Source organism: Reyranella sp. (genome assembly GCF_030651995.1).
Lineage (GTDB): Bacteria > Pseudomonadota > Alphaproteobacteria > Reyranellales > Reyranellaceae > Reyranella.
Genome location: NZ_JAUSBN010000047.1, coordinates 36565 through 61136 on the forward strand (window position 1 = coordinate 36565; position 24572 = coordinate 61136).

The window sequence follows — 24572 nt, forward strand, 5'->3', positions numbered from 1 at the left end:
TCAGCGTCCTTCAGCGAATCTCGTGGGTGACGGCCTGGCATTCCTCGCGCACGCGCTGTCCGGGCCAGCCGCCGATGATGGCGGAGAATAGACCGGCCGGGCCGCCGGCGCGAACGATCAGCAACCCGTCAGGCGGAAACTTGTCGACGATCTTGTCGGCCATCGAGGCCGGCAGCCCTTCCGGCACGCCCTGCGCACCGTGGATCAGGTCGCGGCCGGGTCGCTTGAGGGCCTGATAGAGCTCGTCCTCGATGCGCCGGCGGTTCCAGCCACCCTCCTTGAAGATCCTGTAATGCTCGGGCGAGAGCACCAGCACGGCGTTGCCTGAGTCGCAGAGCTTGGGATGGCCGACGCCGAACAGGCCCATCGCCAGCGAGCGCGCCAGCTCCTCCGGCGTGCGGGATTTCTGGTCGATGAAGCCGTGCACGCCCTCGGCATGGAACAGCGTGACCGCGCTCTTGCCGGCAGCGATGCCGCGCCGCTGCGCCAGCGGCTCCCAGTCGGGATCGGATTCGTCCTCGGCGAAGCAGAAGGTGTACTTGCCGGGATTCCCCAGGGTGGCGCGATCCATGCCGCCGGGCTGGCCGCCGCCCACGTTGCGCACGATGAGCTGCAGGGCACGCCCGATCGTGGCATTCGCGCGATTGCCCTGGCCCAGCGCATTGATGCCGGAGTTCATGCCGACGGCCTTCGCCGCCGGTCCGTTGATGATGACCAGCGGGCCTGAGAAATGCGTCGTGCAGAGCAGCCCATGCAGCACGAACAGCGGATCGAGTGCCGCCTCCAGCACGCCCAGCACGACCGGCATGTATTCCGGCTTGCAGCCCGCCATCACGGCGTTGATGGCGACCTTCTCGACGGTGCAGGGCGCGAGGTTGGGCGGGATCAAGCCGACGATTTCGCCGGGCTTGCGGTCGGTGCCGCCCAGCATGCGCAGGATGCGCTCGTCGGTCGGCGGCACGACGGGCAGGCCGTCGCTCCAGCCGCGCTCGAAGCAGGCCTCGATCGGATCGTCCCATTCGCCCACCGGAATCGCGCGCGACGCGAGGCCGGGATCGCCGTAGCGCGCGATCAGCGCCTCCTGCACGCCGGGCTCGACGCTGCGCGAGCCGCAACCGGGCTGCCAGGCGGGCAGGCCTTCGCCCGCGGCCGCCTGGCCGGCGAGGCGGGTCCATTCGGCACGATCCCAGCCCACGGTGCGCCCGACCTCGCGACCGCCTTCGTAGCGGATCAGGGTCGGCACGGCTTCGATGTTGAGATGGAACGAGCGTTCGAGTTGCTGGTCGTCGAGCACGCGGCCAACGCCGGCGGGAAAGGCCGGATCGTCCTGGGTGATGACGGTGAGCGGGCCCGCTTTGTCGAGGCTCTGCATCACCGGCTCGACCAGCACGCAGGTATGGCACTCGTGCTTGGCAACGATCACCAGCCCGTCCGCGGGAAGTACCTCAATCATTCAGCAGAGCCTCCACCTGGGCATCGATGAACGCGGCATCCTCGGGATTGTCGCGCGGGTTGCCGGCGCGATGACCCCAGACCGACGGGATCTCCACCAGCTTTCCGTACTTCAGATACGGCAACTCCGCGCGGTTGTCGTCAGTCTGGAAATAGAGATCGGTGGCCGACGGCATCAGCAGCACCTTGGCCTTGATGCCGGCCAGCGCCATCTGCAGATCGCCGCGATAGAGATCGTTGGCCGAGATGTCGCCATGCTGCCAGGTCCAGAGCTGGGCCAGCAGGTCGCGCATGTCTCGCCGCAGGAAGTTGGCTTCCCACGAGCGCACGAGGAAATCCTCGAGGCTGGTGAAGCCCAGCCCGCGCCACATCTCGCGGCGATAGAAGGTCTGGCTGAGCGCCCAGCCGGCATAGATGCGGCCCATGGCGCGCAAGCCCTGCTGCGGCGTCGCCGCCGCCTGCAGGGTGGTGCGGATGCCTTCCAGGAAGACGAAGTTGTGCGGCGCGGTCTTCGCCGAACCGCAGTTGACCACGATGCGCTCGACCGACTCGCCGAACAGCGCGCCCCAGTGATAGGCCTGCTGCGCCCCCATCGACCAGCCGTAGACCAGCTTCAGCCGGTCGATGCCGAACAGCTCGACCAGCATCTGCCGCTGCAGCATGACGTTGTCGTAGGTCGTGACCTCGGGAAAATCCGGCGTGTTGGACGGCGACGAGGACAGGCCGTTCGTCAGCATGTTGGGAATGACGATGAAGTAGCGGCTGGGATCGAGGCAGCGCCGCACGTCGACCAGCCACTCGATGTCGGTGTGATGGGCGCCGTAGCTGGTGGGATAAAGGATGACGTTGTCGCGCTTGGGCGACAGCGTGCCGTAGGTCTTCCACACGATGCGGGCCTGCTTCAGGGTGCCGCCGCGCTGCAGCCGGACGTGATCCGCCGACCAGATGCCTTCCTTCGTCATGTCTGCCCCCTCAGCCGAAGCTGCGGATGATCTCGCCGTGCGTCTGAGTATAGCTCTTCGCGATGTATTTCAGGTGCGGCCGCAGGTGCCGGTGCGCCTCGGGCAGATGATGGAACGGGATGTTGGGCAGCAGGTGATGCTCGGCGTGGTACGGCAGGTTCCACATCAGGAAGCGCACGATCGGATTGGACAAGGTCGTGCGCGTGTTGGCAAAGCCGTCGTCGCTATTGGGGCACAGCGTATGCTCGGTCAGGAGATAGAGCCGCAGCAACGGCAGGCCGACCAGCAGCGGAAAGAACCAGACCCAGAGCACGACATCCGTCTTGAGCAGGATCGAGCCCACGATCAGTACCGCATAAAGCGCGAGCAGCCAGCGGCCCCAGCGCCGCACCTCGGGCCACGCCGAGTCGTGGATGTAGGTCACGTCGCCCTTGAAGCCGAAGGGGAACAGGAAGATGTCGCGCACGCGGATCATCAGGAACGGGATGGCGCTCACGCGGAAGAGATAGCTGCGCCACCCGGTCGGCGTGACCGAGGTGATGAGCTCGGGATCGCGGTCGGGATCCTGCGTGTAGCGGTGATGGGCGAGATGATAGTGCCGGTAGAAGCCGGCATTGTTCAGGATCGCCGCGCCCGAGAAGAAGGCCAGCAGGTCGGCCATCCAGCGCGTCTTGAACGAGCCGTAATGCACCGACTCGTGCATGGCGCCGAACAGCGAATTCACGAAGATGCCCTGCAGCAGCAGCGCCGGCAGCACCCACCAGGTGCCGCGCGTCTCGAGCACCAGCCAGCCACCGAGGATCAGCAGCACGAGATGGGCGCCGGTCTGGATCAGGCCCTTGGTATCGTCGCGGGCATAGAGGCGCTTCAGCACCTCCGCCGGCACCACCCGCATCTGGCGGGCGCGCTGGCCGGTTACGGTATAGGTGCCCATAGACCTTCCTTGTAGGCGTGTTCGGTGACCGCCTCGCGCTTCTTCTTCTCGTCCTCGCTCAAGCCGATCTGGTCGCCGACCATGCGCGCGATCGACGGGAAGGCGCCCTTGGGCTGGACATAGTCCGGCGACCACAGGCGCGAGCGCAGCAGCGCCTTGGCGCAGTGCAGGTAGGCCTGGCGGACCGAAACGACGATGGCGCATTTCGGCGCCTTGCCCTGCACCGCCATCGAGGCGAGCAGCGCCGGATCGACCGAGAGGCGCGCGGTGCCCGCCAGCCGCACCGTCTCGTTGACGCCGGGCAGCAGGAAGATCAGCGCGACCTCGGGGTTCTCCAGCAGATTGCGCAGCGTATCGAGCCGGTTGTTGCCCGGCCGGTCGGCCAGCGCGATCGTCTTCTCGTCGAGCACCTTGAACGAGCCCGGTGGATCGCCGCGCGGGGTCACGTCCTGCTTGCCCGACGCGTCGGCGGTCGAGATCAGGCAGATCGGCGAGCGCGCAATAAAGCGGCCCATATGCTCATCGATGCGGCCGATGTCCTTGACCGCCGCCGTCACGCTGACCGGCGCGTAGGAGGCGACCAGCGCCCGAGCGCCCGCCTCGTCGAGCAGCGCCGGTTCCTTGGGAGCCGCCGAAAAGGGCAGAGAATCGGGCATTTCCTAGACCTCCGGAATTTGCACGGCAGAGTATCAGGCACCCCCCTCCGGTGAAACCATCCATCGCGAGGAGTCGTTGGTCTTCCAGACAGAGCAAAAGGAAGACCAGATGGGCAATTGCGATCCGACGGAACGGCGGCAGCGCCTGGACAAAAAAGAGCCCGACCGCGAGATCCGCGGTCGGGCGCACAGGCCTTTAATCTCTGCATTTTGGAAGTAGCATAACCGCCTGTGGGACTTGGCGAATCATTCCTGCAGACCTGACCTGCACTTCTTCATGACTGAGCGAGCTCGGCCTTCAGCGCGCCGCCGAGCGCGCGGAAGGTTTCGGCGCGTGCCGAGGAGCGCCGCCAGACGAGACCGATGCGGCGATTGGGGACGGCGCCGGCCAGCGGCCGCACCGTCACGTCCAGCCCGCGCAGGATGCCGGCGTCGAGCGCCATCTGCGGCATCAGGGTGACGCCCAGCCCGTTGGCCACCATCTGCGCTAGCGTGTGCAGGCTGGTGCCGTTGAAGCCGGCATTGCGCCGCGCGCCTTCCAGCTCGCAGGCCGCCAACGCGTGGTCGCGCAGGCAGTGGCCGTCCTCCAGCAGCAGCAGGTTCTCGTCGGCGAGGCTGGCCGCCGGCACGTGGCCCGCGGGATAGACGATCGAGAACCGGTCCTCGCCGAGATCCATCACCTCGAGGTCGCCCAGCGCATAGGGCAGCGCCAGCAGCACGGCGTCGAGCTCGCCCGAGTCCAGCCGCTCCAGCAGCCGCGCGGTCTGGTCCTCGCGCAGATAGAGCTGCAGCTTGGGGAAGCTCTCGCGCAGGCGCGGCATCGCGCGCGGCAGCAGGAACGGGCTGATGGTCGGGATGACGCCGAGATGCAGCCGGCCCGACAGCGGATCGCGCGCCGCCTGGCCCGCGTCCATCAGATCCTCGGCGCCCTTCAGCAGGCCGCGCGCGCGCTCGGCCACGTTCCGCCCCAGCGCCGTCGGCACCACCGAGCGCTTGGTCCGCTCCAGCAAGGGCGCCCCCAGAAGCTCTTCCAGTTCCTGGATGCTGGCGCTCAGGGTCGACTGGCTGACGTTGCAGGCCGCCGCCGCCTGCCCGAAGTGGCAGCGATCGACCACCGCCACGAGGTAGCGGAGCTGTCGCAGTGTCGGGATGGGTTTCATCAAGGGCATGTAATCGCTTCTAGCGATTATTCAATTCGGTATTTTGCGTTTCAACCGATCTTAGAATGCCCCTAAGTAACGGTTGCCAAGAGTTAACCAAGGAGTTTCAAGCGTGTCCCTCATCAACACCGAGATCAAGCCGTTCAAGGCCACCGCCTTCCAGAAGGGCAAGTTCATCGACGTCACGGATGCCGACCTGAAGGGCAAGGGAAAGTGGTCGGTCGTGTTCTTCTACCCGGCCGACTTCACCTTCGTGTGCCCGACCGAGCTCGAGGATCTGGCGACGAACTACGCCGAGTTCAAGAAGCTGGGCGTCGAGATCTACAGCGTCTCGACCGACACGCACTTCAGCCACAAGGCGTGGCACGACACGTCGGAAGCCATCAAGAAGATCGAGTACGTCATGGTCGGTGACCCGACCGGCACGATCACCCGCAACTTCGGCGTGATGATCGAGGAAGCGGGCCTGGCCGACCGCGGCACCTTCGTGGTCGACCCGGACGGCAAGATCCAGATCGTCGAGATCACCGCCGGCGGCATCGGCCGCGACGCCTCGGAGCTGCTGCGCAAGGTCAAGGCGGCCCAGTACGTCGCCTCGCATCCGGGCGAAGTCTGCCCGGCCGCCTGGAAGGAAGGCGAGAAGACCCTCGCCCCCAGCCTCGACCTGGTCGGCAAGATCTAACCAAGGGCGGAGGGGCCTCATCGGGGGTCCCTCCACTCCGCTTCGCTACATTTCAGTAGGAGTACCTTCCATGTTGGACGCCAACCTCAAGACGCAGTTGAAGGGCTATCTCGAGCGCCTGACCTTGCCGGTCGAGCTGGTGGCGTCGCTCGACGGCAGCCCCAAGTCGGCCGAGCTGAAGGAGCTGCTGCAGGAGATCGCGAGCCTCTCGGACAAGGTGACCTTCGCCGAGGCCGACGAGGACAGGCGCAAGCCCTCCTTCGCCATCGTGCGGCCCGGCACCGACATCTCGGTCCGCTTCGCCGGCATCCCGATGGGCCATGAATTCACCTCGCTGGTGCTGGCGCTGCTGCAGGTCGGCGGCCACCCGAGCAAGGAAGCGCAGGACACGATCGAGCGCGTGAAGAACCTCGACGGCGACTACACGTTCGAGACCTATTTCTCGCTCTCGTGCCAGAACTGCCCCGACGTGGTGCAGGCGCTGAACCTGATGAGCGTGCTGAACCCGCGCATCCGCCACACCGCGATCGACGGCGCCCTGTTCCAGGACGAGGTCGAGAAGCGCGGCGTGATGGCCGTGCCCTCGATCTTCCTGAACAGCCTGCCGTTCGGCCAGGGCCGCATGAGCCTGGAGCAGATCCTGGCCAGGCTCGACACCGGTGGAGCGGAACGCGCCGCCGAGGAGATCGCCGCGAAGAAGCCCTACGACGTGCTGGTGGTCGGCGGCGGCCCCGCCGGTGCCGCTGCAGCCATCTACGCGGCGCGCAAGGGCATCCGCACCGGCATCGCCGCCGAGCGCTTCGGCGGCCAGGTGCTGGACACGATGGGCATCGAGAACTTCATCTCGGTCTCCCACACCGAGGGCCCGAAGATGGCCGCGGAGCTGGCCGCGCACGTGAAGGACTACGAGGTCGACGTGATGGACCTGCAGACCGCCACCAAGCTGGTGCCGGCGACGCAGCCGGGCGGCCTGGCCACGGTCGAGCTGCAGAACGGCGCGACCCTGAAGGCCAAGACCATCGTGCTCTCGCCCGGCGCGCGCTGGCGGCAGATGAACGTCCCCGGCGAGGCCGAGTATCGCAACAAGGGCGTGGCCTACTGCCCGCACTGCGACGGCCCGCTGTTCAAGGGCAAGCGGGTGGCGGTGATCGGCGGCGGCAATTCCGGCGTCGAGGCGGCGATCGACCTCGCGGGCCTGGTGAGCCACGTCACGCTGATCGAGTTCGACAGCCAGCTGCGGGCCGACGCGGTGCTGCAGGCCAAGCTCAAGTCGCTGCCCAACGCCACGGTGATCGTCTCGGCGCAGTCGACCGAGGTGCACGGCGACGGCGCCCGGGTGACCGGCCTCGCCTACAAGGACCGCACCACCGGCGAGCAAAAGACGATCGAGCTCGAGGGCATCTTCGTGCAAATCGGCCTGGTGCCCAACACCGAGTGGCTGAAGGGCGCGATCGAGCTCAGCCCGCGCGGCGAGATCGAGATCGACGCCCGCGGCCAGACCTCGATCCCCGGCATCTTCGCCGCCGGCGACGCGACGACCGTGCCCTACAAGCAGATCGTCATCGCCATGGGTGAGGGCGCCAAGGCCGCGCTGTCGGCCTTCGACCACCTGATCCGCAGTGCGCCGGTCGAGGTGCAAGAGCCGGCCTCAGAAGGCCGGGAGGCGGCTTAGGATCTTTCCGGGCGAGATCGAATCGCCCGGGTCCGAGCACAGACCTCATCCTGAGGAGCGGTCCGCAGGACCGCGTCTCGAAGGATGGGAACGAGCACCGCGTGTGTTGCCCATCCTTCGAGACGGCCACTCCGTGGCCTCCTCAGGATGAGGGGGGTAGGTCGCTCCACTTCGCTTCGCTGTGGTCGGAACGACGGAAATAGACAAACTGCGACTGAGTCGCACGCAGGGGTGCGACATTCCCTGCAGTTGTTTCGTTTATTTCGGTTATTTCGTTTACGCGCCCTTGCCGACACCCGCCGCGCGCCGCCTCACCCCGGCATCTTGTCGATGAACCCGACCACCGACGCCAGCCGGCCGTCCGGCGCCAGGGTGCAGAAATCGACACCCTCGACGACCGAGGGCCCGTCGACCGGACCCAGCGACCAGGTGAAGCGCAGATAGAGCCCCCCCGAACTGCCAGGGGGGCCGCCATGGGCGTCGACCTTCGAGGTGCGCTTGAGCACGAAGCCCGGGAACTTCGCCTGCACGCCCGCCAGCATGGCGTCGATCCCGGCAGGCCCGTCGCTCGCCATCACCGGATCGCGGTAGATCCCCGTCTCGGTCCAGGCCGCCGCAAGGCCGGCGCGGCGGCGCGCGGGATCGGTCTCGTTCCAGGTGGCGACGTAGGCCTCGACGACGGCGTCCGGCGTGGCGGTGGGATGGGACATGGCTTCCTCCTGCGGATGGTTGATCCACGCGGGAGATAGACCAGCCCAGGCGAGGCGGCGATTGTCTGGGAGGTAATGAGGGCGCGGCTTCCTCTCAGTACTCAATAGTACTGACGGATATAGCCGTAGGCCTTGTCGAAAAGATCCTGATCGGTGTGGAGTTGGAATCGGCGGAGCGACCTGCGCAATGCCTGCTTCACTTCTCGCTCGCCTTGGGAACTATCCTGCCAGCCGTCGAAGCGAACCTGCTTCACGATTCCATCGATATCGGCGACGATGCGCTCGACGATGACATGAGTGTGTGTGCTCTTCGTTTCGTTGAAGAGTTCCGTCAGAGCGCTGATGGCTTGGTTCTGCTCTTCCGCCGGATCAACCTGTTGCTCAGCCTCCAGAGTATCCTTGGCAACTTCCAGAATTGCCTTCAGAAACTCCAGGCTGTTGAGCAATCCCTGCTCGTGCTTCTCCCTGATCTTCTCCAGGCGCTCACCTAGTTCCTTGAACTTAGGAACTTCGGCATGCTTGCGAAGCCGAGCAATGAGCTTGATCTCGACTTCGCGGGCCTTCTTGCCAGGATTCGCATCGGTGAGGATGGCATCGAGTACATCGGCATCGAGGACCAGGGCCTCGATATCGTCGCGCACGGCTTCGACGTGGACGTTCTCGTTGATCAGTTCAATGGTCTTGGCGCCGAGACGATGCCAGAGCAGCTTGCCGTTGCCGCTGACCGGCTTCACCGATTCGTACACCTGCGTCAGCCATTTGTAGTCGGTCGCGTAAGCCGCCAGCCCGGGATCGGGCGACAGGGCCTCCCAGACGGTGCCGATCACGCCGTATTCGGCGGCGAACCTGTCGCGGGCCGCATTGTCGGGCAGGCATTGCTGGGCGGCCAGCAGCCCTTCATAGCCGCCGACGCTGCGATCCACGCCGGGAAAGAATGCCAGGCACTTCTGCATCTGCACGGGCAGCGCCTGGCGCAACTGGTCGATGTTGCTCACCACCTGCTGTACGGCCTTCTCGTCGAAATCGAGCGCCTGCGCCACGTCGTCGAAGATGCCGATGTAATCCACGATAAGGCCGTGCGTCTTGCTCTGGCCATAGGTGCGGTTCACGCGGCAGATCGCCTGGAGGAGGTTGTGATCCTTCATCGGCTTATCGAGATACATCGCCTGCAGGATCGGCGCGTCGAAGCCGGTCAGCAGCTTGCTGGTGACGATCACGAATTTCAGCGGGTCTGCCGGATCGCGAAAACGGTCGAGTAGCTTCTCCTCGGCGTCCTTGTCGCGGAGATGGACGCTCCAGGCCGGCGGGTCCTTCGGGCCGGCGCTCATGACGATGGCGCTGGCCTCGGGTCCGATGATTTCGTCCATCACCGCCTTGTAGAGCACGCAGCATTCGCGGTCGAAGACCACCACCTGCGCCTTGAAGCCGTTGGGCTCCACCTTGGTCTGGAAGTGCTGGACGATATGCTGGACCACCGCCCGCACGCGGTCCGGGTTCTTGACCAGCACGGCCATCTTGGCGGCGCGTTTGGCAAGATCGTCGCGATCCTGCTCGCTGAGAGCGCCGGTGATCTGCTTGTAGGCCTCGTCGATGGCCGCCTGGTCGATCTTCAACTTCACCGTCGGCGCTTCGAAATGCAGCGGCAGCGTTGCCTTGTCGCGAATGCTGTCCTGGAAGGAGTAGCGGCTCATGTAGCCGGCGCTGTCCTCGTCGGCACCGAAGGCCCAGAAGGTGTTGCGGTCGGCCCGGTTGATCGGCGTCCCGGTCAGGCCGAAGAGGAAGGCATTGGGCAAAGCCTCGCGCATCTTGCGGCCGAGGTCGCCCTCCTGGGTGCGATGCGCCTCGTCGACCATGACGATGATGTTCTTGCGGTCGTTGAGCACGCCGCCGGCTTCGCCGAACTTGTGAATGGTGGTGATCAGCACCTTGCGCACGTCCTGGCCGAGAAGCGTCTGCAACTCCCTGCGCTCGCTCACCCCCACCATGTTGGGCACGTCGGCGGCGTTGAAGGTGGCGGTGATCTGGGTGTCGAGGTCGATGCGGTCGACCACGATGATGACCGTGGGATTGCCGAGCCGCGGATGCAGTCGCAGCTTCTGGGCGGCGAAAACCATCAGCAGGCTCTTGCCGCTGCCCTGGAAATGCCAGATCAGGCCCTTCTTGGGGTAGCCCGCCACCACGCGGGCGACGATCTTGTTGGTCGTCTCGAACTGCTGGTAGCGGCAGATCACCTTGATGCGGCGGTGCTTGGTGTCGGTGGCGAAGAGGGTGAAGTTCTGCAGGATGTCGAGCACGACGCCGGGCCTCATCAGGCTCTCGACGGTGGCGCGCACATGGCGCAGCTCGCCCTCGTCCTGATGATCCTCGTCGCGCCACGGCCCCCACATGTCGATGGGCATGCGGATACTGCCATAGCGCAGCGCCCGGCCTTCGGTGGCGAAGGAGAAGACGTTGGGCACGAACATGGCCGGGATTTCGGTCTCGTAGATCGCGTTGATCTGATAGGCACCGTCGAACCACGTCACCGCGCTGCGCGTCGGCGTCTTGGCCTCGCCGATCACCAGCGGCAGGCCGTTGACCAGAAAGACCACGTCGAAGCGCTTGACGACGCTGCCGGTCTGATAGATCCATTGATTGGTCACGGTCAGACGGTTCTTGTCCGGCTGGGTGAAATCGATCAGCCGCACTGTCACATGTTGTCCGTTCGGGCCAAACGGCATGGTCTTCTCGCCGCGCAGCCAGGCCACGAAATTCTCGTTGGCCCGCACCAGCCCGTCGCCCTGAACCGAGAGCAGGATGGCGCGCAGGGCGTAGATCACCTCGTCCGCCCGGTTCGGCTGCTCGGCGATCTCGGGGTTGAGCGCGATCAGCGCCTCCCGCAGCCACGCCTCCACCATCACTTCGCCTGCTTGGCGCGGCAGCGCCGTCGCCGCGGCATAGGTCCAGTGCGACGGCTTGAACTCTTCGCCCAACGAACCGCCCCACCCCGCCGGCGGCTCGCGCAGCTCAGAACGGCCCGCGCCCCTGCCGAGGCTGGTCGCCGTGTCGAGGATCATCTGCTCGACAGTGTTGGATTCGGTAAAGCTCATGTCCAAACGGCAATCAGTTGGTTGAGTAGCATGCGGGAATTGGCAACCTGCCCTTCAATCCTTTGTCTCGCCTGCTCAATTCGACGGAGTTTGGCAACAATCTGTTCCTGCTCGGTGACGGCAGGCACGGGGATGGGCATCTTCTTAAAATGGACAGCTGTCACATGAGCGATAGCAGTCTGCGACGCATGCGACGCGAAAAAGCCAGAGTATAGTAGAAACCGGAAGTAAGCTTGAGCGAACTCTGGAACCAACGATGTGCTGCATCGAAACCGCAGGAGCGTCTTCTGAAAACAGCATCCGGCGATCTCGCCGCGAAAAATAGCGCTCCTGCCGAGATACTCCCTCGTTTGTCCTTCATTCAGCAATATGTCGCCTGGCTGAAGTTGAAACTTTGCCAGCTCATTCTCTGGGAAGTGCATCTGAAGAACGTCGGTCGTATCAATCCAGCTGTCGCGGACGTTTTGGACTCTCAAATAAGGTCGCATATTTGAGCCGGTGTCATACTTCGGGTGTTTCTGCTGTCCAAGCTGCACGTCGCCTTCATCTTCGACCCGACTCAGCCTCCAATCTGATCTGACTCGACCGAACTGAGACTTTTGAGCCCCCTCGCCCTGAAACTTGAAGAGTGAATCCAAGAAACGCCGGAAGAAAATGGAAAATGCCTCAGATGTCTCGACTTGCCGTGCTATTGCTTCATCCGCCGTCCAGAGGATTTGTGCGATGTGCCGCTGCTGGTCGAGCGGCGGGAGAACGAATGTCTCAAGCTTGAGCGTTGTCCAGTTGATGGTAGGCGAGAGCGAGCCGACGGAAATCTCGACCGCGCGATTCATGAAGAGGTCGCCCATCATTAGGAACGGTAGGAACTCCGGCAGCACCTTGTCGGGCTTCGCTCGCACGACCATGGCGTGAGCGGAGCAGATGCCGTCGAACTCCGCCACCGCCAGTTTTCGCTGGTAGGCGCGGCGGCGGCCAAAGATGATGTCACCCTTTCGGAAGCGCAGCTTGGTGCCGGTAACATCGCTGCCCTTGCCCCAGCGCCGGATGTGGAGGCATTGCGAGTCCAGATGCTCCAAACCGACATAGATCTCGCGCTGCGCGTCCTTGGGCTCCGCACGATCACCAATGCTCTCGGCGAAATCGCCGAAAGCCATGCGGAGCCATCCGGTGCGATCAAACAGCGGCAGCCCGGCCCACTGAGGATTGGTTACGACAGACGATACGGGCGCTGGATTAGCCGTCATACCGTACCGTTGAAGGTTTTCTCGAATGCCGTCACCGCGGTCATCATATCCTCGAAGGTTGGTGTATCGCCGAAGAACATCGGCCCGAGCATTTGGCGATAGTCTTCACGCCAGTCGGCAAGCTGGTCCGCCGGTGGAGAGAGGCGAAAAGTGCCGGGCCTGTGAGTGTCGTAGTCGACCCAAGTATAACGGAAGAAGAGTTCGCGATGCTCGGCGACGCGCTGGAAGAGAGCGGTGTCAGCGAGGGCGCGGTCGCCGACACCAGCCCGCAGAAGACACCAGAGGTCGTAGTAGTGGCGGGCCATTCGGAGCTTTCGCGGCTTGTCAGCAGGACGAAAAGTCTCCTCGTGGAGCAGGCAGGCTTTTTCCCAGAAGGTTCGCTCGGCGGCAAGGACGCGAACATTGAAGGCGGCATCGCGATCGAGCGCGGGAAACTGCTCGATGACGTAGGGCTGGATCGATTTTCCCTCGCCCGGCCAGTCGTCGGAGCGAGCGCCGAGTTCGATCTTCACGACGGGGCGCACGTAGCCAGCGGTACCAGCGGCGAAGACGGACGGATAGTGGAACAGCAGGCACTGGCCGTCGGGCATTTCGGAATCGACTTCCAGTGTCCAGCCGGGGCCGCCGAGGGCCTCGGTGATACGGGCGGCCAGTGCCGGCTGCAGCCTACCCTGCACCCACGCTCGGCAGGCATCCATGAGCTTTTCCAGCCGCGCCTTGCGCTGGTTGCTGCTCGGCGCCCTGTCCGGTGCGGCGTCACCGGCAAAGCTCAACACATCTTTGTCGACGACAAGGTCGATGTCCTCGGAAAAGCGTTGGATGAATTTCCATGCCTTGGAGAGCGAAGTGCCGCCCTTGAAGGTCAGGTGGTTGCCAATGTCGGGCAGGGTGAAGAGTTCGCGCAGCGTCCAGCAGACCCAAAAGTCCTTCTCCACGCTGACGGCCTGCAGTCCCATGGTCTCATCGACCTGCTGGAAGGCAAGCTGGCGTCGTGGCGCGGGAAGCGCGAGGAAGGCGTTCACGGTCGGCCGGCCGGAGTGGTGAGAGGGCCGAGGAGCTCGGCAATCCAGGCCGGCGCATAGCGCAGGTCCTTGCGGATGGCCGGCCGGTCTGCCTCGGCGATATGGTGGGAGAGCGTGGTGAGGACACGGTCGTCGACCCGCTCCTGCCCGAGGTAGCGCAAGGCCTGGATAAGGGTGCCGCTTTTGCGCCCGGCTGTGGCCATGTTGCGTGGGGTGGTATGCTGCAGAAGGATCTCCCGCTTACCGATCTTCACCTTGCGCGACGGACCGTCGGTCAGAAAGACGATGCGCGAGGGCACCTGGTCCGAGAGACCCAGCACGTTGGCGGCATAAGCGCCCGAGGGCTGAAGCCGGATGGCGTCGCGCACGACCAGCGCCCGGGCGATGGCATCGGCGGAAGGTGCCACGGTACCTAGCACCGGGTCATGCGCCGGGCAGTCATAGAGCCCGCGGGCGAGTTGGCGGATGCGGCCTTGGGCCTTCAAGCGCTTGAGCGCCGAGGCGACGGCGTTGCGGCTGCCGAGATCCGCCAGATGCGCTGGCGTGAACACCCAGCCCCCCTTGTGGCCGCTGATACGGCTGAGGACCTGTGTTTCCGTGGATCTGGGGTGTCTGGCCATGGATTATTTGACACAAATAATGATTATTTTTTGTGTCAAATCAACCACTCTTTTGGCGTCCGAGAAGGCCTGCGAGAGACTGCCGGACGGCGGCGGAACTCTCCAGCCAGGCCGAGAGGGCTTCGGGCAGCGCCGTCAGGGCGGATCGATCCGCTTCCTTCCACTCGGCCTCGGTTTCCCCGCCAACATAGAGCGGGATGCTGAGATTGCCTTCCTTCGCGCGGATGTCGCCGATCGGTACGACGCGGGCGAAGCCGGGCTCGTCCTTGAAATCGCGATAGGCACGAACGACGCGCTGGAAATGCCCGTCGGTGAGAAAGCTCTGCGCCCGTTCGCGGGTGACTTCGTTCAACGCGTTGATGAAGAGGATTTTCCCGCGCCGGGCCCTGGGCTTCTGCGTAACCTACCCGAAGTCGCATGACCGTATGCTGCCTATCGGCTAACGCCTATCCTGACATCTGAGCGGATTCAGCGTGATGCTGCCTTGATCCTCTCCTCCAGCATCCCCCGGATCGGCGCATCCGCCGGGAGCAGGGCCAGCAGCGTCTTCCAGCGCTGCAGTGCCGCCGGCTTATTGCCCGCGGCCTCGGCGGCGACGCCCAGATAGAACAGGGCCAGCGCGTTGCGCGGCTCGGCCTTCTCCAGCCGCTCCAGCACGGCCACGGCCTGGGCCGAAGGCACGGCGCCGGGCGCGACCTGGCGCACATGCGCCTCGGCCCAGTCGGCCAGGATGCGCGCGTCGACGGGGGCCAGCGTGTCGGCGCGGCCGTAGGCGTCGGCGGCGTTGGCGTTCTCGCCCAGCACCTTCCAGGCATTGGCCAGGCGCAGCCAGCCGGCGCGGTCCTGCGGCGCGTCGGCGAGGCGCGCGGCCAGCCCCTCGACCATGGAGCGGATCGCCTGCTGGCGCTGCTCCGGCGCGAGCTGGGCCATCGCCTCCTGCTGCTCGCGGCTGGGCGTCGGCATGGTGGATTGCGGCGCCTGGGTGGATGGGGCGGATGGCGGCAGCTCGATGCCGGCGGCCTTGGCCACCCGCGCGATCTCGGCGCGCAGCATCGGCAGCCAGGGTGCGTCGGGCGGGCTGGCGGCCTCGAGGTCGCGCCAGCGGGCGATCGCGGCCTTCGACTCGCCGCTCTGCGCCTCGTGCAGGCCAAGATAGTAGAGGATGCGCGCATCGTCGGGCCGCGTCCTGAGCGCCCGCTGCAGCGCCTCGAGCGCCGGTTGCGTGACCGTGCCGCCGGCCTCCAGGGTCAGGCCTTCGCCCAGGGCGGCCAGCGCGTCGGCGTCGTTGGGGTCCTGCGCCAGGCGGGCGCGCGCCTCGGCCAGCAGGCCGGCGACGTCGAGCTGGCGCGACGGGGCGGGGTGTTCGCTGCCCCTGTCGGCAAAGGGCGCGGCGGGCAGGCCGGGGCGGCCGGTCTGCAGGTAGAGGCCGAGCGCCAGCAGCGGCACGAACAGCGAGAGCGCCGGCGGCAGCCACTTCTGCACCGCGTCGGAGGGGGTCGAGGCTTTGGCGCTGCCCGTGGCGCTGCCCTTGGTGGTGGTTGTGGCGGCGTCGCCGGCGGCCAGCATGCGGCGCTCGATCTCGGTGCGGGCGGCGGCGGCCTCGGCGGGCTTGAGCGTCCCGGCGGCCCGCTCGCGCTCCAGCTCGGCCAGCTGGTCGCGGTAGATCGCCAGTTCGCCCGAGAGCCGGTCGCGCGCCGGCAGGCGCATCCGCAGGAGCGGCCAGAGCAGGGCGGCAACGGTCGCGGTGGTGAGCAGCGCCAGCAGGAATTCGAGCATGGCCGGTCAGCCCTTCAGGAGCGCGTCGAGGCGGCGGCGCTCCTCCTCGTCGAGCGGCTTGGGTGCTGCGATCGGTGTGTTTCGGTGGCGGCGCGCGGCCATGAGGAGCGCGGCGCCGGCCACGAGCAGCAGCAGCGGCGCGCCCAGCCAGAGGATCAGCGTGCCGGCCTTGAAGGGCGGCTTCAGCAGCACGTAGTCGCCGTAGCGCGCGACCATGTAGGCGAAGACGTCGCCGTTGCTGTCGCCGGCCGTCAGCCGCTCGCGCACCGCCCGGCGCATGTCGCGCGCCACCTCGGCCGAGGAATCGTCGATCGCCTGGTTCTGGCAGACGACGCAGCGCAACGCCCGCCCGATCTCCCGCGCGCGGGTCTCGAGCGCCGGGTCGGGCAGGACTTCGGACGGCTCGACGGCGAGGGCGGGGAACGCGAACAGCAGCGCGAGGAGGCAGAGCATCCTCCTCAAACTCCTCTCCCCCGCTAGGGGGAGAGGCTGGGTGAGGGGGCGACGTACGCTTGACCACCTCACCCTCCCATCGCTCACGCGATGGGCCCCACCCTCTCCCCCGCTGCGCGGCGGAGAGGGAGTTTGAGCAGCCGCCCTCAAACTCCTCTCCCCCGCTAGGGGGAGAGGCTGGGTGAGGGGGCGGCGCACCCCCTCACCTAACCTCTCCCCCAAGGGGGAGAGGAACATGAAAAGACGGGCGCCGATCACTTCACCGCCCCTTTCAGGAACGGCAGGATCGTCTCGTTCAGATCGCGCTCGGTGATGGGCCCGCGATAATGACGCCGCACGATGCCGGTGCCGTCGATCAGGTAGGTCTCGGGCACGCCGCTCAACCCCCAGTCGAGGCCGGTCTTGCCGTCGAGGTCGAAGCCCGCGAGCTTGAACGGATCGCCCAGCCGCTTCAGCCAGGGCAGCGCGTCGTCGCGCTTGTTCTTCCAGGCGATGCCCACGATCGTCGCGCCCTCGCGTTCGCGCAGCCGCGTGAACAGCGGATGCTCGGCCAGGCAGGGCGTGCACCAGCTCGCGAAGAAATTCACGATCACCGGTTTGCCGGTGCGCAGATCCGCGTCGGTGAGCGGCGCCTCGCCCGGGCGCAGCGCCGGCAGGTCGAGCTTCGGCGCCGGGCGGCCCACCATCACCGAGCCGATCGAGGCAGGGTCGCGGCCGCTGGTCAGCGACCAGGCGAAGAAGCCCGCCATCAGCGCGAGCGTCAGCAGCGGCAGGATGAAGAGCAGGCGGCGCATCTATTCGGCCGGCTGCAACGATGACGGACGTCGCGAGGGCGCGCCGATGCGCAGCCGCCGGTCCGACAGCGAGACGAAGCCGCCCAGCGCGCACAGCGCCGCGCCCAGCCAGATCCACGGCGCCAGCGGGTTGAGATAGAGGCGGATCACCCAGCCCTGCTTCGGATCGCCCTCGCCCAGGGTGGCGTAGAAGTCGCGCAGCAGGTTGGTCTGGATCGCCGTCTCGGCCACCTGTCGACGCTGCACGGTGAACAGCCGGCGCTCGGGCTGCAGCACCGTGTAGGGCTTGCCGCCGACGCTGACGTTGAGGGTCGCGCGCTCGGCGATGTAGTTGGGGCCGCGCACCTCCTCGATGCGATCGAGCACCACGGAATAGCCCGCGAAGGCGATGCGGTCGCCGGGCTTCATGGTCTGCATCACCTCGGTGCTCCACGAGGAGGTCGCGACCGAGCCCAGCACGACGAGGCCCAGCGACGCGTGGCTGATCACCATGCCCAGGGTCGAGCGCGGGATGGTTCGGAGCGTGCCACTGCGGAACCGGTCGGTCAGGGATGCGAGGCTGCCCAGAATCAGCCAGACGCCGAAGCCGAAGGCCAGCGCCGCCAAGGTCGAGCGGCTGTCGATCATGGTCATGGCGAACAGCGCCGCCGCCAGCGACACGACCAGCGCGAGCCGCAGGCGCATCAGCGCCGGTCCCAGTTCGGCGCGCTTCCAGCCGAGGAACGGGCCGACGCAGAGCGCGGCGAACAGCGGCGCGCAGAGCGGCACGAAGGTGGCGTTGAAGAAGGGCGGGCCGACCGAGACCTTGTTGCCGGTCAGCAGGTCGAGGAACAGCGGATAGAGCGTGCCCAGCAGCACCGTGACCGCCAGCGTGCACAGGAGCAGGTTGTTCAGGATCAGCGCGCCCTCGCGGCTGACCGGCTGGAACAGGCCGCCGCCCTGCAGCTGCGGCGCGCGCCAGGCGTAGAGCGCGAGGCCGCCGCCGGTGACGAACAGCAGGAAGGCCAGGATGAACATGCCGCGCGACGGATCCTGCGCGAAGGCATGGACCGAGGTGAGCACGCCCGAGCGCACCAGGAATGTGCCGAGCAGCGACAGCGAGAAGGCGAGCAGGGCCAGCAGCACCGTCCAGCTCTTCAACGCGTCGCGCTTCTCCACCACGATGGCGGAGTGCAGCAGCGCGGTGCCGACGAGCCACGGCATCAGCGAGGCGTTCTCGACAGGATCCCAGAACCAGAACCCGCCCCAGCCCAGGATGTAATAGGCCCACCACGAGCCCAGCGCGATGCCGAGCGTCAGGAAGCACCAGGCGGCCAGCGCCCACGGCCGCACCCAGCGCGCCCAGGCGGCATCGACCCGGCCTTCGAGCAGGGCGGCGACCGCGAAGGCGTAGGTCACCGAGTAGCCGACATAGCCGAGGTAGAGCAGCGGCGGATGGAAGGCGAGGCCGGGATCCTGCAGCAGCGGGTTGAGCCCGTTGCCGTCGGGCGGCGCGGGATAGACGCGCGCGAACGGGTTGGAGGTGAAGAGCAGGAAGGCCAGGAAGCCGACGCCGATCAGCGCCTGGATCGCCAGCACGCGGCTGCGCAACGTGTCGGGCAGGTTGGCGCCGAAGACCGCGACCGCCGCGCCGAACAGCGCGAGGATCAGCGCCCACAGCAGCATCGAGCCCTCGTGGTTCCCCCACACGCCGCTGATCTTGTAGAGCATCGGCTTGGCCGAATGCGAATTGTCGACGACGTTGAGGACCGAGAAGTCCGACGTGACATAGGCCTGCGTCAGCGCGCCGAACGAGACCAGCACGAGGAAGGCTTGCGTGAGGGCGGCGGTGCGGCCGAGGGCCATGAGGCGCAGATCGCCTCTGCTCGCGCCAATGAGCGGCAGCGTGCCCTGCACCAGCGCGACCGCGAGCGCCAGGATCAACGCGAAATGGCCGAGTTCGGGTATCACGACGCCTCCAACGGAAGCGAAAGGTCCCTCGCTACGCGCGGGATGACAGCAATTTTTGAATTAAAGCACTGCGCCAACCACAACAAAATTGTCATACCGAACGAAGTGAGGGACCTTTGCGTCACAGGCGCCAGCCCTGCGTCACAGACGACGGGGCTCACTTCTTGTCCTTCCACTGGCCGCTTTCCTTCAAAGCCTTCGCGACCTCCGGAGGCATATAGTTCTCGTCATGCTTCGCCAGGATCTCGCGCGCCGCGAACACGCCGTCCGGGCCGAGCGAGCCCTCGGCGATCACGCCCTGCCCCTCGCGGAACAGGTCCGGCAGGATGCCGCGATAGACGACCTTCAGCGTCTTGTTGGTATCGGTGATGGTGAAGCGCACGATCTGCCCCTCCTTCTGGACGCTGCCCTCCTCGACCAGGCCGCCCAGCCGGAAACGGCGCTCGGGGCCGAGGCTCTTCTCGGCGACCTGGGTCGGCGAATAGAAGAAGACGAGGTTGTCGTTCAGCGCCGTGAGCACGAGCGCGGCGGCGACGCCGAGCGTCGTCAGCGATCCCAGCAGCAACCAGAGGCGGCGGCGTTTCGGGGTCATCGGCGCTTCTCCAGTCCGCGCGCCGCCAGGTCGCGCCGCACCTTGCGGCGCGCGCCGAGCGAGGCGATCACCAGCCCGCCCAGGATGAAGGCGGAGACCAGCCAGGAGGCGAGGATATAGGCCGCGTGGCTGCTCATGAAGCGGCCTCGGCATTCTCGAGCCGGCGGCGGTCGATCTCGGTCTCGGTGCGCAACAGCACCAGCCAGACGAACAGGAACAGCAGCGAGACCGCCATCCAGAGCAGCGGCACCAGGATCGAATTGTGGATCGCCGGCGCATCGAGCCGCGTGATCGAGGCGGGCTGGTGCAAGGTGTTCCACCAGTCGACCGAGAACTTGATGATCGGCAGGTTGATCACGCCGATCAGCGCCAGGATCGCGGCCGCGCGATCGCCGCGCTCGGGCGAATCGTAGGCGCGGCTCAAGGCGATGTGGCCGAGATAGAGGAAGAACAGCAGCAGCATCGAGGTGAGCCGCGCGTCCCACACCCAGTAGGTGCCCCACATCGGCCGGCCCCACAGCGAGCCGGTCAGAAGGCACACCGCCGCGAAGCTGGCGCCGACGGGTGCGGCGGCGCGCGCCATCAGCGCCGCCAGCGGATGGCGCCACACCAGCAGCGAGGCGCCGAGCACGGCCAGCATGGCGTAGCCGCCCATCGACAGCCAGGCGGACGGCACGTGCACGAACATGATCCGCACCGTGTTGCCCTGCTGGTAGTCCTGCGGCGCCACGAAGAAGGCCATGTAGACGCCGACCGCCAGCATCAGCACCGTGGCAAAGCCGAGGCCCGGCAGCACGCGCTGGCTGAAGCGGCGGAACCGCGCAGGATTGGCGAGAAAATGCAGGTCGGCCATCGGCCCCATCCTCCCTATTCGCCGGCTTGCCGCAAGGCTGCGGCAATCGCCCAAGGCGTCGTGGCCAGGGCGACCAATGCAAGAGCGGCGAGGATCGCGACATGTGTCACGATGCCGTCACCCGCCGCCAGCGTCTCGATCGCGCCGGCGCCGAAGATCAGGGTCGGCACGCAGAGCGGCAGCGCGAGCAGCGCCAGCAGCGCGCCGGATTTGCGCGCCCCCAGCGTGAGGGCCGCCGCGAGCCCGCCGATCAACGACAAAGTGGGCGTGCCCACCAGCAGGGTGGCGCCCAGCGCCAGCAGGCTCTGCCCGTCGAGGCCGAAGGCGACGCCCAGCACGGGCGCCAGCAGGCTGAGCGGCAGGCCGGTCACGATCCAGTGAGCGAGGCATTTGGCCAGCGCCGCCAGCTCGAGCGGCCACGGCGCCAGCAGCAGCAGGTCGAGCGTGCCGTCCTCGTAGTCGGCGGCAAACAGCCGCTCCAGCGACAGAAGTGCTGCAAACAACGCGGCGCACCACAGGACGCCCGCCGCGATGCGCGCCAGCACATTGGTCTCCGGGCCGATGCCCAGCGGGAACAGCACCGTCGCCACGACGAAGAAGGCCAGCACGACACCGACATCGCCCGGCCGCCGCAGCACCAGGCGCAGGTCGCGCATGAGGAGCGTCGTGAAGCCGCTCATGCGACGTCACCATCATGTTCCTCTCCCCCTAGCGGGGGAGAGGTGCTTGAAAGGGTTGGGCCGAGTTCGAGCGAGCGTCCCTCGATGCCCAGCTCCGCGTGGGTCGCGGCGATGGCCAGTCCGCCCGCCGCGAGATGGGCCTGCAGGGCCGTCCGGAAGGCTGCCTGCGCCGGTGCATCGAGCGCGTTCAGCGGCTCGTCGAGCAGCCAGAGCGGCGCCTGGGACAGCACCACCCGGGCCAGCGCCGTGCGGCGACGCTGCCCCGCCGAAAGAGTGCGCACCTCCCGTGCGGCCAGTCCGGTGAGATCGAGGGCCACCAGGGCGCCGTCCAGCCGGTCGCCGGCCTCGCCGCCCCGCAGCCGCTCGGCCACAGCCAAGTTCTCGATCACCGTGAGGTCGCCCTTCAGCCCCTCGAGATGGCCGAGCCAGGCCAGCCGGCCGCGCCAGGTCTCGGGATCCTCGGCGACGTCGACGCCCTGCCAGGCGACCGTCCCGGCCTCCGGCGGCGTCAGTCCGGCGAGCGCCCGCAGCAGGCTGGTCTTGCCGCTGCCGTTGCGGCCCGTCAGCGCCAGCAGCTCGCCCGCGCCCAGCCCGAAGGACAGGCGGTCGAACACCGGCCGGCCGCCGCGGCGGCAGGACAGGCCGGTCACTTCGAGAAGCGGAGGCACCATGGGCGCCCTCGTAGCATGTGGGCAGGGGGCATGCCGCCCGCGGGCAAAGAAAAAGGCCGTCATCTCGGGGGAGGTGAGATGACGGCCTGAGCGCCTCCGAGGAGGCTAGAACGTGGCTTTGGGGGGACCACGTTCGGGGGAGATACCCAACCTAGATGGAAGCCCGGCGTGGCTGTCGCTAGACCCAAATGGGGCAAAATCGGGGTATTTGAGCCGCTTGCGGCTCAAATACCCCGATTTGGCGAGCGGCAGGGCCTGCAGGCGCGCAGCGACGAAGGCCCGAGAGCTCGCTCGGTGCAGAATAGATATGGATTTCGAAGGTTTGAGGGTGTTTCACCACCCTCATCCGTTCTGAACCGTGCGGGCTCCCGGGCCTGATTACAGGCCCTGCCGCCCGCCACGCCTAAGCGCGCAGCGCTTAGGCGTAGGGATCCGCCGCATCTCTCATACCGTCGCCCATGAACTGGTACGCCAGGATCACGAGAATCACCGGCACCACCGGCAGCATCAGCCACCAGTTCACCGCCACGACGTTGATGTCCGTCGCCTCGTTCAGCAGGACGCCCCACGAGGTGATCGGCGGCCGCAGGCCGAGGCCGAGGAACGACAGCGCCGTCTCGGCCAGGATCATCGATGGGATCGACAGGGTGGCCGAGGCGATCAGGTGGCTCATGAAGCCGGGCAGCAGGTGCCGGCCGATGATGCGGGCGGGCTTGGCGCCCATCATCTGGGCCGCCGCCGCGTAATCCTCCTCGCGCAGCGACAGGAGCTTGGAGCGGACGGCGCGTCCGAGGCCCGGCCAGTCGAGCAGCGCCAGGATGATGGTGATGCCGAAATAGACCAGCAGCGGCGACCAGGTCACAGGCAGGGCCGCCGACAGAGCGAGCCACAGCGGCAGGTGCGGGAAGCTCTTGATGATCTCGGTCAGCCGCTGGACGACGCTGTCGATCCAGCCGCCGTAATAGCCCGCCAACCCGCCCAGGATCAGGGCGAGCGCGAAGGACAGCGCGATGCCGATGATGCCGATGGTGAGCGAGATGCGGGCCGCGTAGACGATGCGACTGAACATGTCCCTTCCCAATCGGTCGGTACCGAGCAGGAACAGGGTCCCGTCCTCCGGGGGGCAGACGAAGTGGAAGCGGCCCTCGATCAGGCCCCAGAATTCGTAGCTCTCGCCCAGGCAGAAGAAGCGCAGCTTCTGCGGCTTGGTCGTGTCGGGCGAGTAGATGCGCTGCAGGGTGGCCGGATCGCGCTCCATCTTGAGGCCGTAGACGAACGGCCCGAGGAAGGAGCCCTCGTGGAAGAGATGGACCGACTGCGGGGCGGCGAAGATGTAGCGCGAGTGCCGCGTATGCAGGTCGTAGGGCGCGATGAACTCGCTGATGAGCGTCGAGAAGTACATCAGCAGCAGGAAGACCATGGAAATGACGGCCGGCTTGTGGCGGCGGAAGCGCCACCACATGAGCTTCCACTGGCCCGCCATGTAGTAGCGTTCCTGCTCGGCGGTCAGCTTGTCGGCGACGTAGGGGTCCCACGGCTCCTGCGAGACGAAGTGGGGCGTGCGGCGCGGAGGATTGGGTGTCGTGTCGGTCATGGCACCCTCACTTTTCCGAACTTGCGCCGAAGCGGATGCGCGGATCGAGCGCGGCGAGCGCCAGGTCCGAGATCAGCATGCCGACGACGGTAAGCGCCGCCACGAACAGCAGGAAGGTGGCGGCCAGGTTGACGTCCTGGGTCTTGAGCGCGCTCAGCAGCATGGGACCCGTGGTCGGCAGCGACAGGACCACCGAGACGATGACCGACCCGGAGATGACGTCGGGCAGCAGGCCGCCGATGTCGGCGACGAACGGGTTGATGGCGTGCCGCAGGGGATACTTCACCAGCAGCCTCATCGGCGGCAGGCCCTTGGCCCGGCCGGTGACGACGTACTGCTTCTGCAGCTCGTCGAGCAGGTTGGCGCGCAGCCGGCGGATCATGCCGGCGGTTCCCGACATGCCGATCACGACGACCGGAATGATGAGATGCTGCATCACCGACACGGCCTTGCCCCAGCTCAGCGGCTGGTCGATGTATTCGGGGTCCATGAGGCCGCCGATCGACAGGCCGAAATAGACCTTGCCGACATAGAGCAGCACCAGCGCCAGCAGGAAGTTCGGGATCGACAGGCCGATGAAGCCGATGAACGAGGCAACGTAGTCGCCCAGTTTGTACTGATGCGTCGCGGCGTAGACGCCGATGACGAACGACACGACCCAGATGAAGATGATCGTGCAGGTCTCCATGATGATGGTGAGCATCATCCGTTCGCCGATCAGGTCCGAGACCGGCACCGTGTCCTGGCACGACAGCCCGAAGTCCCAGCGGAAGATGCCGGCGACCCATTCCAGGTAACGCTGCCAGAGCGGGTGATTGAGGCCGTAGAGTTCGCGCAGCTCGTCGGCGCGCTGGTGGGCGTCGGGATCGCCGCGCGCCAGCAGCTCCTCGATCTGCGAGGTGACGCAGTCGCCGGGCGGCAGGTCGATGATGAAGTAGACGAGCGCGCTGATCACGAACAGCGTCGGGATCATCAGCAGGATGCGGCGGACAATGAAGTGCAGCAT

Annotated in this window: 23 protein-coding genes and 1 pseudogene; 2 read left to right on the top strand and 22 right to left on the bottom strand. The window is 66.5% G+C overall.

Going from position 1 to position 24572, the window contains the following annotated elements:
* Positions 1–10: 10 nt before the first annotated feature.
* From Q7V45_RS13955 to Q7V45_RS13975, 5 genes are all read right to left on the bottom strand, one after another.
* Positions 11–1453 carry a thioredoxin family protein gene (locus Q7V45_RS13955; protein WP_304852956.1) on the bottom strand — a complete coding sequence of 481 codons (1443 nt, stop codon included), beginning with the start codon at positions 1451–1453 and terminating at the stop codon, positions 11–13.
* Positions 1446–2414, bottom strand: a complete 969-nt coding sequence (locus Q7V45_RS13960) for an alpha/beta fold hydrolase (RefSeq protein WP_304852958.1) — start codon at positions 2412–2414, stop codon at positions 1446–1448. Before Q7V45_RS13960 ends, Q7V45_RS13955 begins: the two co-directional genes overlap by 8 nt.
* Positions 2415–2424: 10 nt before the next feature.
* The gene (locus Q7V45_RS13965) at positions 2425–3348 is read right to left on the bottom strand and encodes a fatty acid desaturase (protein ID WP_304852961.1); all 924 of its coding nucleotides are present in this window, start codon (positions 3346–3348) and stop codon (positions 2425–2427) included.
* On the bottom strand, positions 3330–4004 hold the full coding sequence (locus tag Q7V45_RS13970) for an MSMEG_1061 family FMN-dependent PPOX-type flavoprotein (protein WP_304852963.1): 675 nt from the start codon (positions 4002–4004) through the stop codon (positions 3330–3332). Before Q7V45_RS13970 ends, Q7V45_RS13965 begins: the two co-directional genes overlap by 19 nt.
* A 275-nt stretch (positions 4005–4279) precedes the next feature.
* Positions 4280–5173, bottom strand: coding sequence for a hydrogen peroxide-inducible genes activator (locus tag Q7V45_RS13975; protein WP_370692601.1), 894 nt, complete (start codon positions 5171–5173; stop codon positions 4280–4282).
* Between the two features lie 103 nt (positions 5174–5276).
* Between Q7V45_RS13975 and ahpC the strand changes: the two genes are divergently transcribed.
* Complete coding sequence (gene ahpC / locus Q7V45_RS13980) at positions 5277–5846, top strand: alkyl hydroperoxide reductase subunit C (protein ID WP_304852966.1); 570 nt, start codon at positions 5277–5279, stop codon at positions 5844–5846.
* 70 nt (positions 5847–5916) lie between these two features.
* On the top strand, positions 5917–7518 hold the full coding sequence (gene ahpF, locus Q7V45_RS13985; protein WP_304852968.1) for an alkyl hydroperoxide reductase subunit F: 1602 nt from the start codon (positions 5917–5919) through the stop codon (positions 7516–7518).
* Between the two features lie 311 nt (positions 7519–7829).
* Here ahpF and Q7V45_RS13990 read toward each other — a convergent pair whose 3' ends face one another.
* From Q7V45_RS13990 to Q7V45_RS14070, 17 genes and pseudogenes are all read right to left on the bottom strand, one after another.
* A complete protein-coding gene (locus tag Q7V45_RS13990) occupies positions 7830–8228 on the bottom strand; it encodes a nuclear transport factor 2 family protein (RefSeq protein WP_304852970.1) in 399 nt (132 codons plus the stop codon).
* Between the two features lie 101 nt (positions 8229–8329).
* Positions 8330–11317, bottom strand: coding sequence for a type I restriction endonuclease subunit R (locus tag Q7V45_RS13995; RefSeq protein WP_304852972.1), 2988 nt, complete (start codon positions 11315–11317; stop codon positions 8330–8332).
* Positions 11314–12471, bottom strand: coding sequence for a restriction endonuclease subunit S (locus Q7V45_RS14000; RefSeq protein ID WP_304852975.1), 1158 nt, complete (start codon positions 12469–12471; stop codon positions 11314–11316). Before Q7V45_RS14000 ends, Q7V45_RS13995 begins: the two co-directional genes overlap by 4 nt.
* Positions 12472–12557: 86 nt before the next feature.
* Positions 12558–13583, bottom strand: coding sequence for a nucleotidyl transferase AbiEii/AbiGii toxin family protein (locus tag Q7V45_RS14005; RefSeq protein WP_304852977.1), 1026 nt, complete (start codon positions 13581–13583; stop codon positions 12558–12560).
* Complete coding sequence (locus tag Q7V45_RS14010; protein ID WP_304852979.1) at positions 13580–14203, bottom strand: DUF6088 family protein; 624 nt, start codon at positions 14201–14203, stop codon at positions 13580–13582. Before Q7V45_RS14010 ends, Q7V45_RS14005 begins: the two co-directional genes overlap by 4 nt.
* A gap of 40 nt (positions 14204–14243) precedes the next feature.
* A pseudogene (locus Q7V45_RS14015) lies at positions 14244–14585 on the bottom strand (N-6 DNA methylase); the annotation flags it as partial.
* 86 nt (positions 14586–14671) lie between these two features.
* Positions 14672–15979, bottom strand: coding sequence for a c-type cytochrome biogenesis protein CcmI (gene ccmI, locus Q7V45_RS14020; protein WP_304852982.1), 1308 nt, complete (start codon positions 15977–15979; stop codon positions 14672–14674).
* Between the two features lie 6 nt (positions 15980–15985).
* Positions 15986–16432, bottom strand: coding sequence for a cytochrome c-type biogenesis protein (locus Q7V45_RS14025; protein ID WP_304852984.1), 447 nt, complete (start codon positions 16430–16432; stop codon positions 15986–15988).
* A gap of 254 nt (positions 16433–16686) precedes the next feature.
* Complete coding sequence (locus Q7V45_RS14030; RefSeq protein WP_304852986.1) at positions 16687–17226, bottom strand: DsbE family thiol:disulfide interchange protein; 540 nt, start codon at positions 17224–17226, stop codon at positions 16687–16689.
* Entirely contained in the window at positions 17227–19176 is a 1950-nt protein-coding gene (locus tag Q7V45_RS14035) for a heme lyase CcmF/NrfE family subunit (RefSeq protein ID WP_304852988.1), read from the bottom strand.
* Positions 19177–19333: 157 nt separating this feature from the next.
* Positions 19334–19768, bottom strand: coding sequence for a cytochrome c maturation protein CcmE (gene ccmE, locus Q7V45_RS14040; protein ID WP_304852990.1), 435 nt, complete (start codon positions 19766–19768; stop codon positions 19334–19336).
* Positions 19765–19905: a heme exporter protein CcmD gene (gene ccmD, locus Q7V45_RS14045; protein WP_304852992.1), complete on the bottom strand. Its 141-nt coding sequence runs from the start codon at positions 19903–19905 to the stop codon at positions 19765–19767. The genes ccmE and ccmD overlap by 4 nt, the downstream gene beginning before the upstream one ends.
* Positions 19902–20621, bottom strand: coding sequence for a heme ABC transporter permease (locus Q7V45_RS14050; protein ID WP_304852995.1), 720 nt, complete (start codon positions 20619–20621; stop codon positions 19902–19904). Before Q7V45_RS14050 ends, ccmD begins: the two co-directional genes overlap by 4 nt.
* A 14-nt stretch (positions 20622–20635) precedes the next feature.
* Complete coding sequence (ccmB, locus tag Q7V45_RS14055) at positions 20636–21301, bottom strand: heme exporter protein CcmB (protein WP_304852997.1); 666 nt, start codon at positions 21299–21301, stop codon at positions 20636–20638.
* On the bottom strand, positions 21298–21972 hold the full coding sequence (gene ccmA, locus Q7V45_RS14060) for a heme ABC exporter ATP-binding protein CcmA (protein WP_304852999.1): 675 nt from the start codon (positions 21970–21972) through the stop codon (positions 21298–21300). Before ccmA ends, ccmB begins: the two co-directional genes overlap by 4 nt.
* Before the next feature lie 418 nt (positions 21973–22390).
* On the bottom strand, positions 22391–23566 hold the full coding sequence (locus Q7V45_RS14065; RefSeq protein ID WP_304853002.1) for an ABC transporter permease: 1176 nt from the start codon (positions 23564–23566) through the stop codon (positions 22391–22393).
* Positions 23567–23573: 7 nt separating this feature from the next.
* Positions 23574–24572 (bottom strand): ABC transporter permease, encoded by a 999-nt coding sequence (locus tag Q7V45_RS14070; protein WP_304853005.1) that lies wholly within the window; start codon positions 24570–24572, stop codon positions 23574–23576.

Bases quoted from the DNA above. Each gene is read 5' to 3' on its own strand.
- Q7V45_RS14065 (WP_304853002.1), bottom strand. From the start codon at position 23,566: ATGACCGACACGACACCCAATCCTCCGCGCCGCACGCCCCACTTCGTC.
- Q7V45_RS13955 (WP_304852956.1), bottom strand. From the start codon at position 1,453: ATGATTGAGGTACTTCCCGCGGACGGGCTGGTGATCGTTGCCAAGCAC.
- ccmA (WP_304852999.1), bottom strand. From the start codon at position 21,972: ATGGTGCCTCCGCTTCTCGAAGTGACCGGCCTGTCCTGCCGCCGCGGC.
- Q7V45_RS14030 (WP_304852986.1), bottom strand. From the start codon at position 17,226: ATGCGCCGCCTGCTCTTCATCCTGCCGCTGCTGACGCTCGCGCTGATG.
- Q7V45_RS14010 (WP_304852979.1), bottom strand. From the start codon at position 14,203: ATGGCCAGACACCCCAGATCCACGGAAACACAGGTCCTCAGCCGTATC.
- Q7V45_RS14070 (WP_304853005.1), bottom strand. From the start codon at position 24,572: ATGCTGCACTTCATTGTCCGCCGCATCCTGCTGATGATCCCGACGCTG.
- ccmD (WP_304852992.1), bottom strand. From the start codon at position 19,905: ATGAGCAGCCACGCGGCCTATATCCTCGCCTCCTGGCTGGTCTCCGCC.
- ahpF (WP_304852968.1), top strand. From the start codon at position 5,917: ATGTTGGACGCCAACCTCAAGACGCAGTTGAAGGGCTATCTCGAGCGC.
- Q7V45_RS13990 (WP_304852970.1), bottom strand. From the start codon at position 8,228: ATGTCCCATCCCACCGCCACGCCGGACGCCGTCGTCGAGGCCTACGTC.
- Q7V45_RS13995 (WP_304852972.1), bottom strand. From the start codon at position 11,317: ATGAGCTTTACCGAATCCAACACTGTCGAGCAGATGATCCTCGACACG.
- Q7V45_RS14050 (WP_304852995.1), bottom strand. From the start codon at position 20,621: ATGGCCGACCTGCATTTTCTCGCCAATCCTGCGCGGTTCCGCCGCTTC.
- Q7V45_RS14025 (WP_304852984.1), bottom strand. From the start codon at position 16,432: ATGCTCTGCCTCCTCGCGCTGCTGTTCGCGTTCCCCGCCCTCGCCGTC.
- Q7V45_RS13965 (WP_304852961.1), bottom strand. From the start codon at position 3,348: ATGGGCACCTATACCGTAACCGGCCAGCGCGCCCGCCAGATGCGGGTG.
- ccmB (WP_304852997.1), bottom strand. From the start codon at position 21,301: ATGAGCGGCTTCACGACGCTCCTCATGCGCGACCTGCGCCTGGTGCTG.
- Q7V45_RS13970 (WP_304852963.1), bottom strand. From the start codon at position 4,004: ATGCCCGATTCTCTGCCCTTTTCGGCGGCTCCCAAGGAACCGGCGCTG.
- Q7V45_RS13960 (WP_304852958.1), bottom strand. From the start codon at position 2,414: ATGACGAAGGAAGGCATCTGGTCGGCGGATCACGTCCGGCTGCAGCGC.
- Q7V45_RS14000 (WP_304852975.1), bottom strand. From the start codon at position 12,471: ATGGCTTTCGGCGATTTCGCCGAGAGCATTGGTGATCGTGCGGAGCCC.
- Q7V45_RS13975 (WP_370692601.1), bottom strand. From the start codon at position 5,173: ATGCCCTTGATGAAACCCATCCCGACACTGCGACAGCTCCGCTACCTC.
- ccmI (WP_304852982.1), bottom strand. From the start codon at position 15,979: ATGCTCGAATTCCTGCTGGCGCTGCTCACCACCGCGACCGTTGCCGCC.
- ccmE (WP_304852990.1), bottom strand. From the start codon at position 19,768: ATGACCCCGAAACGCCGCCGCCTCTGGTTGCTGCTGGGATCGCTGACG.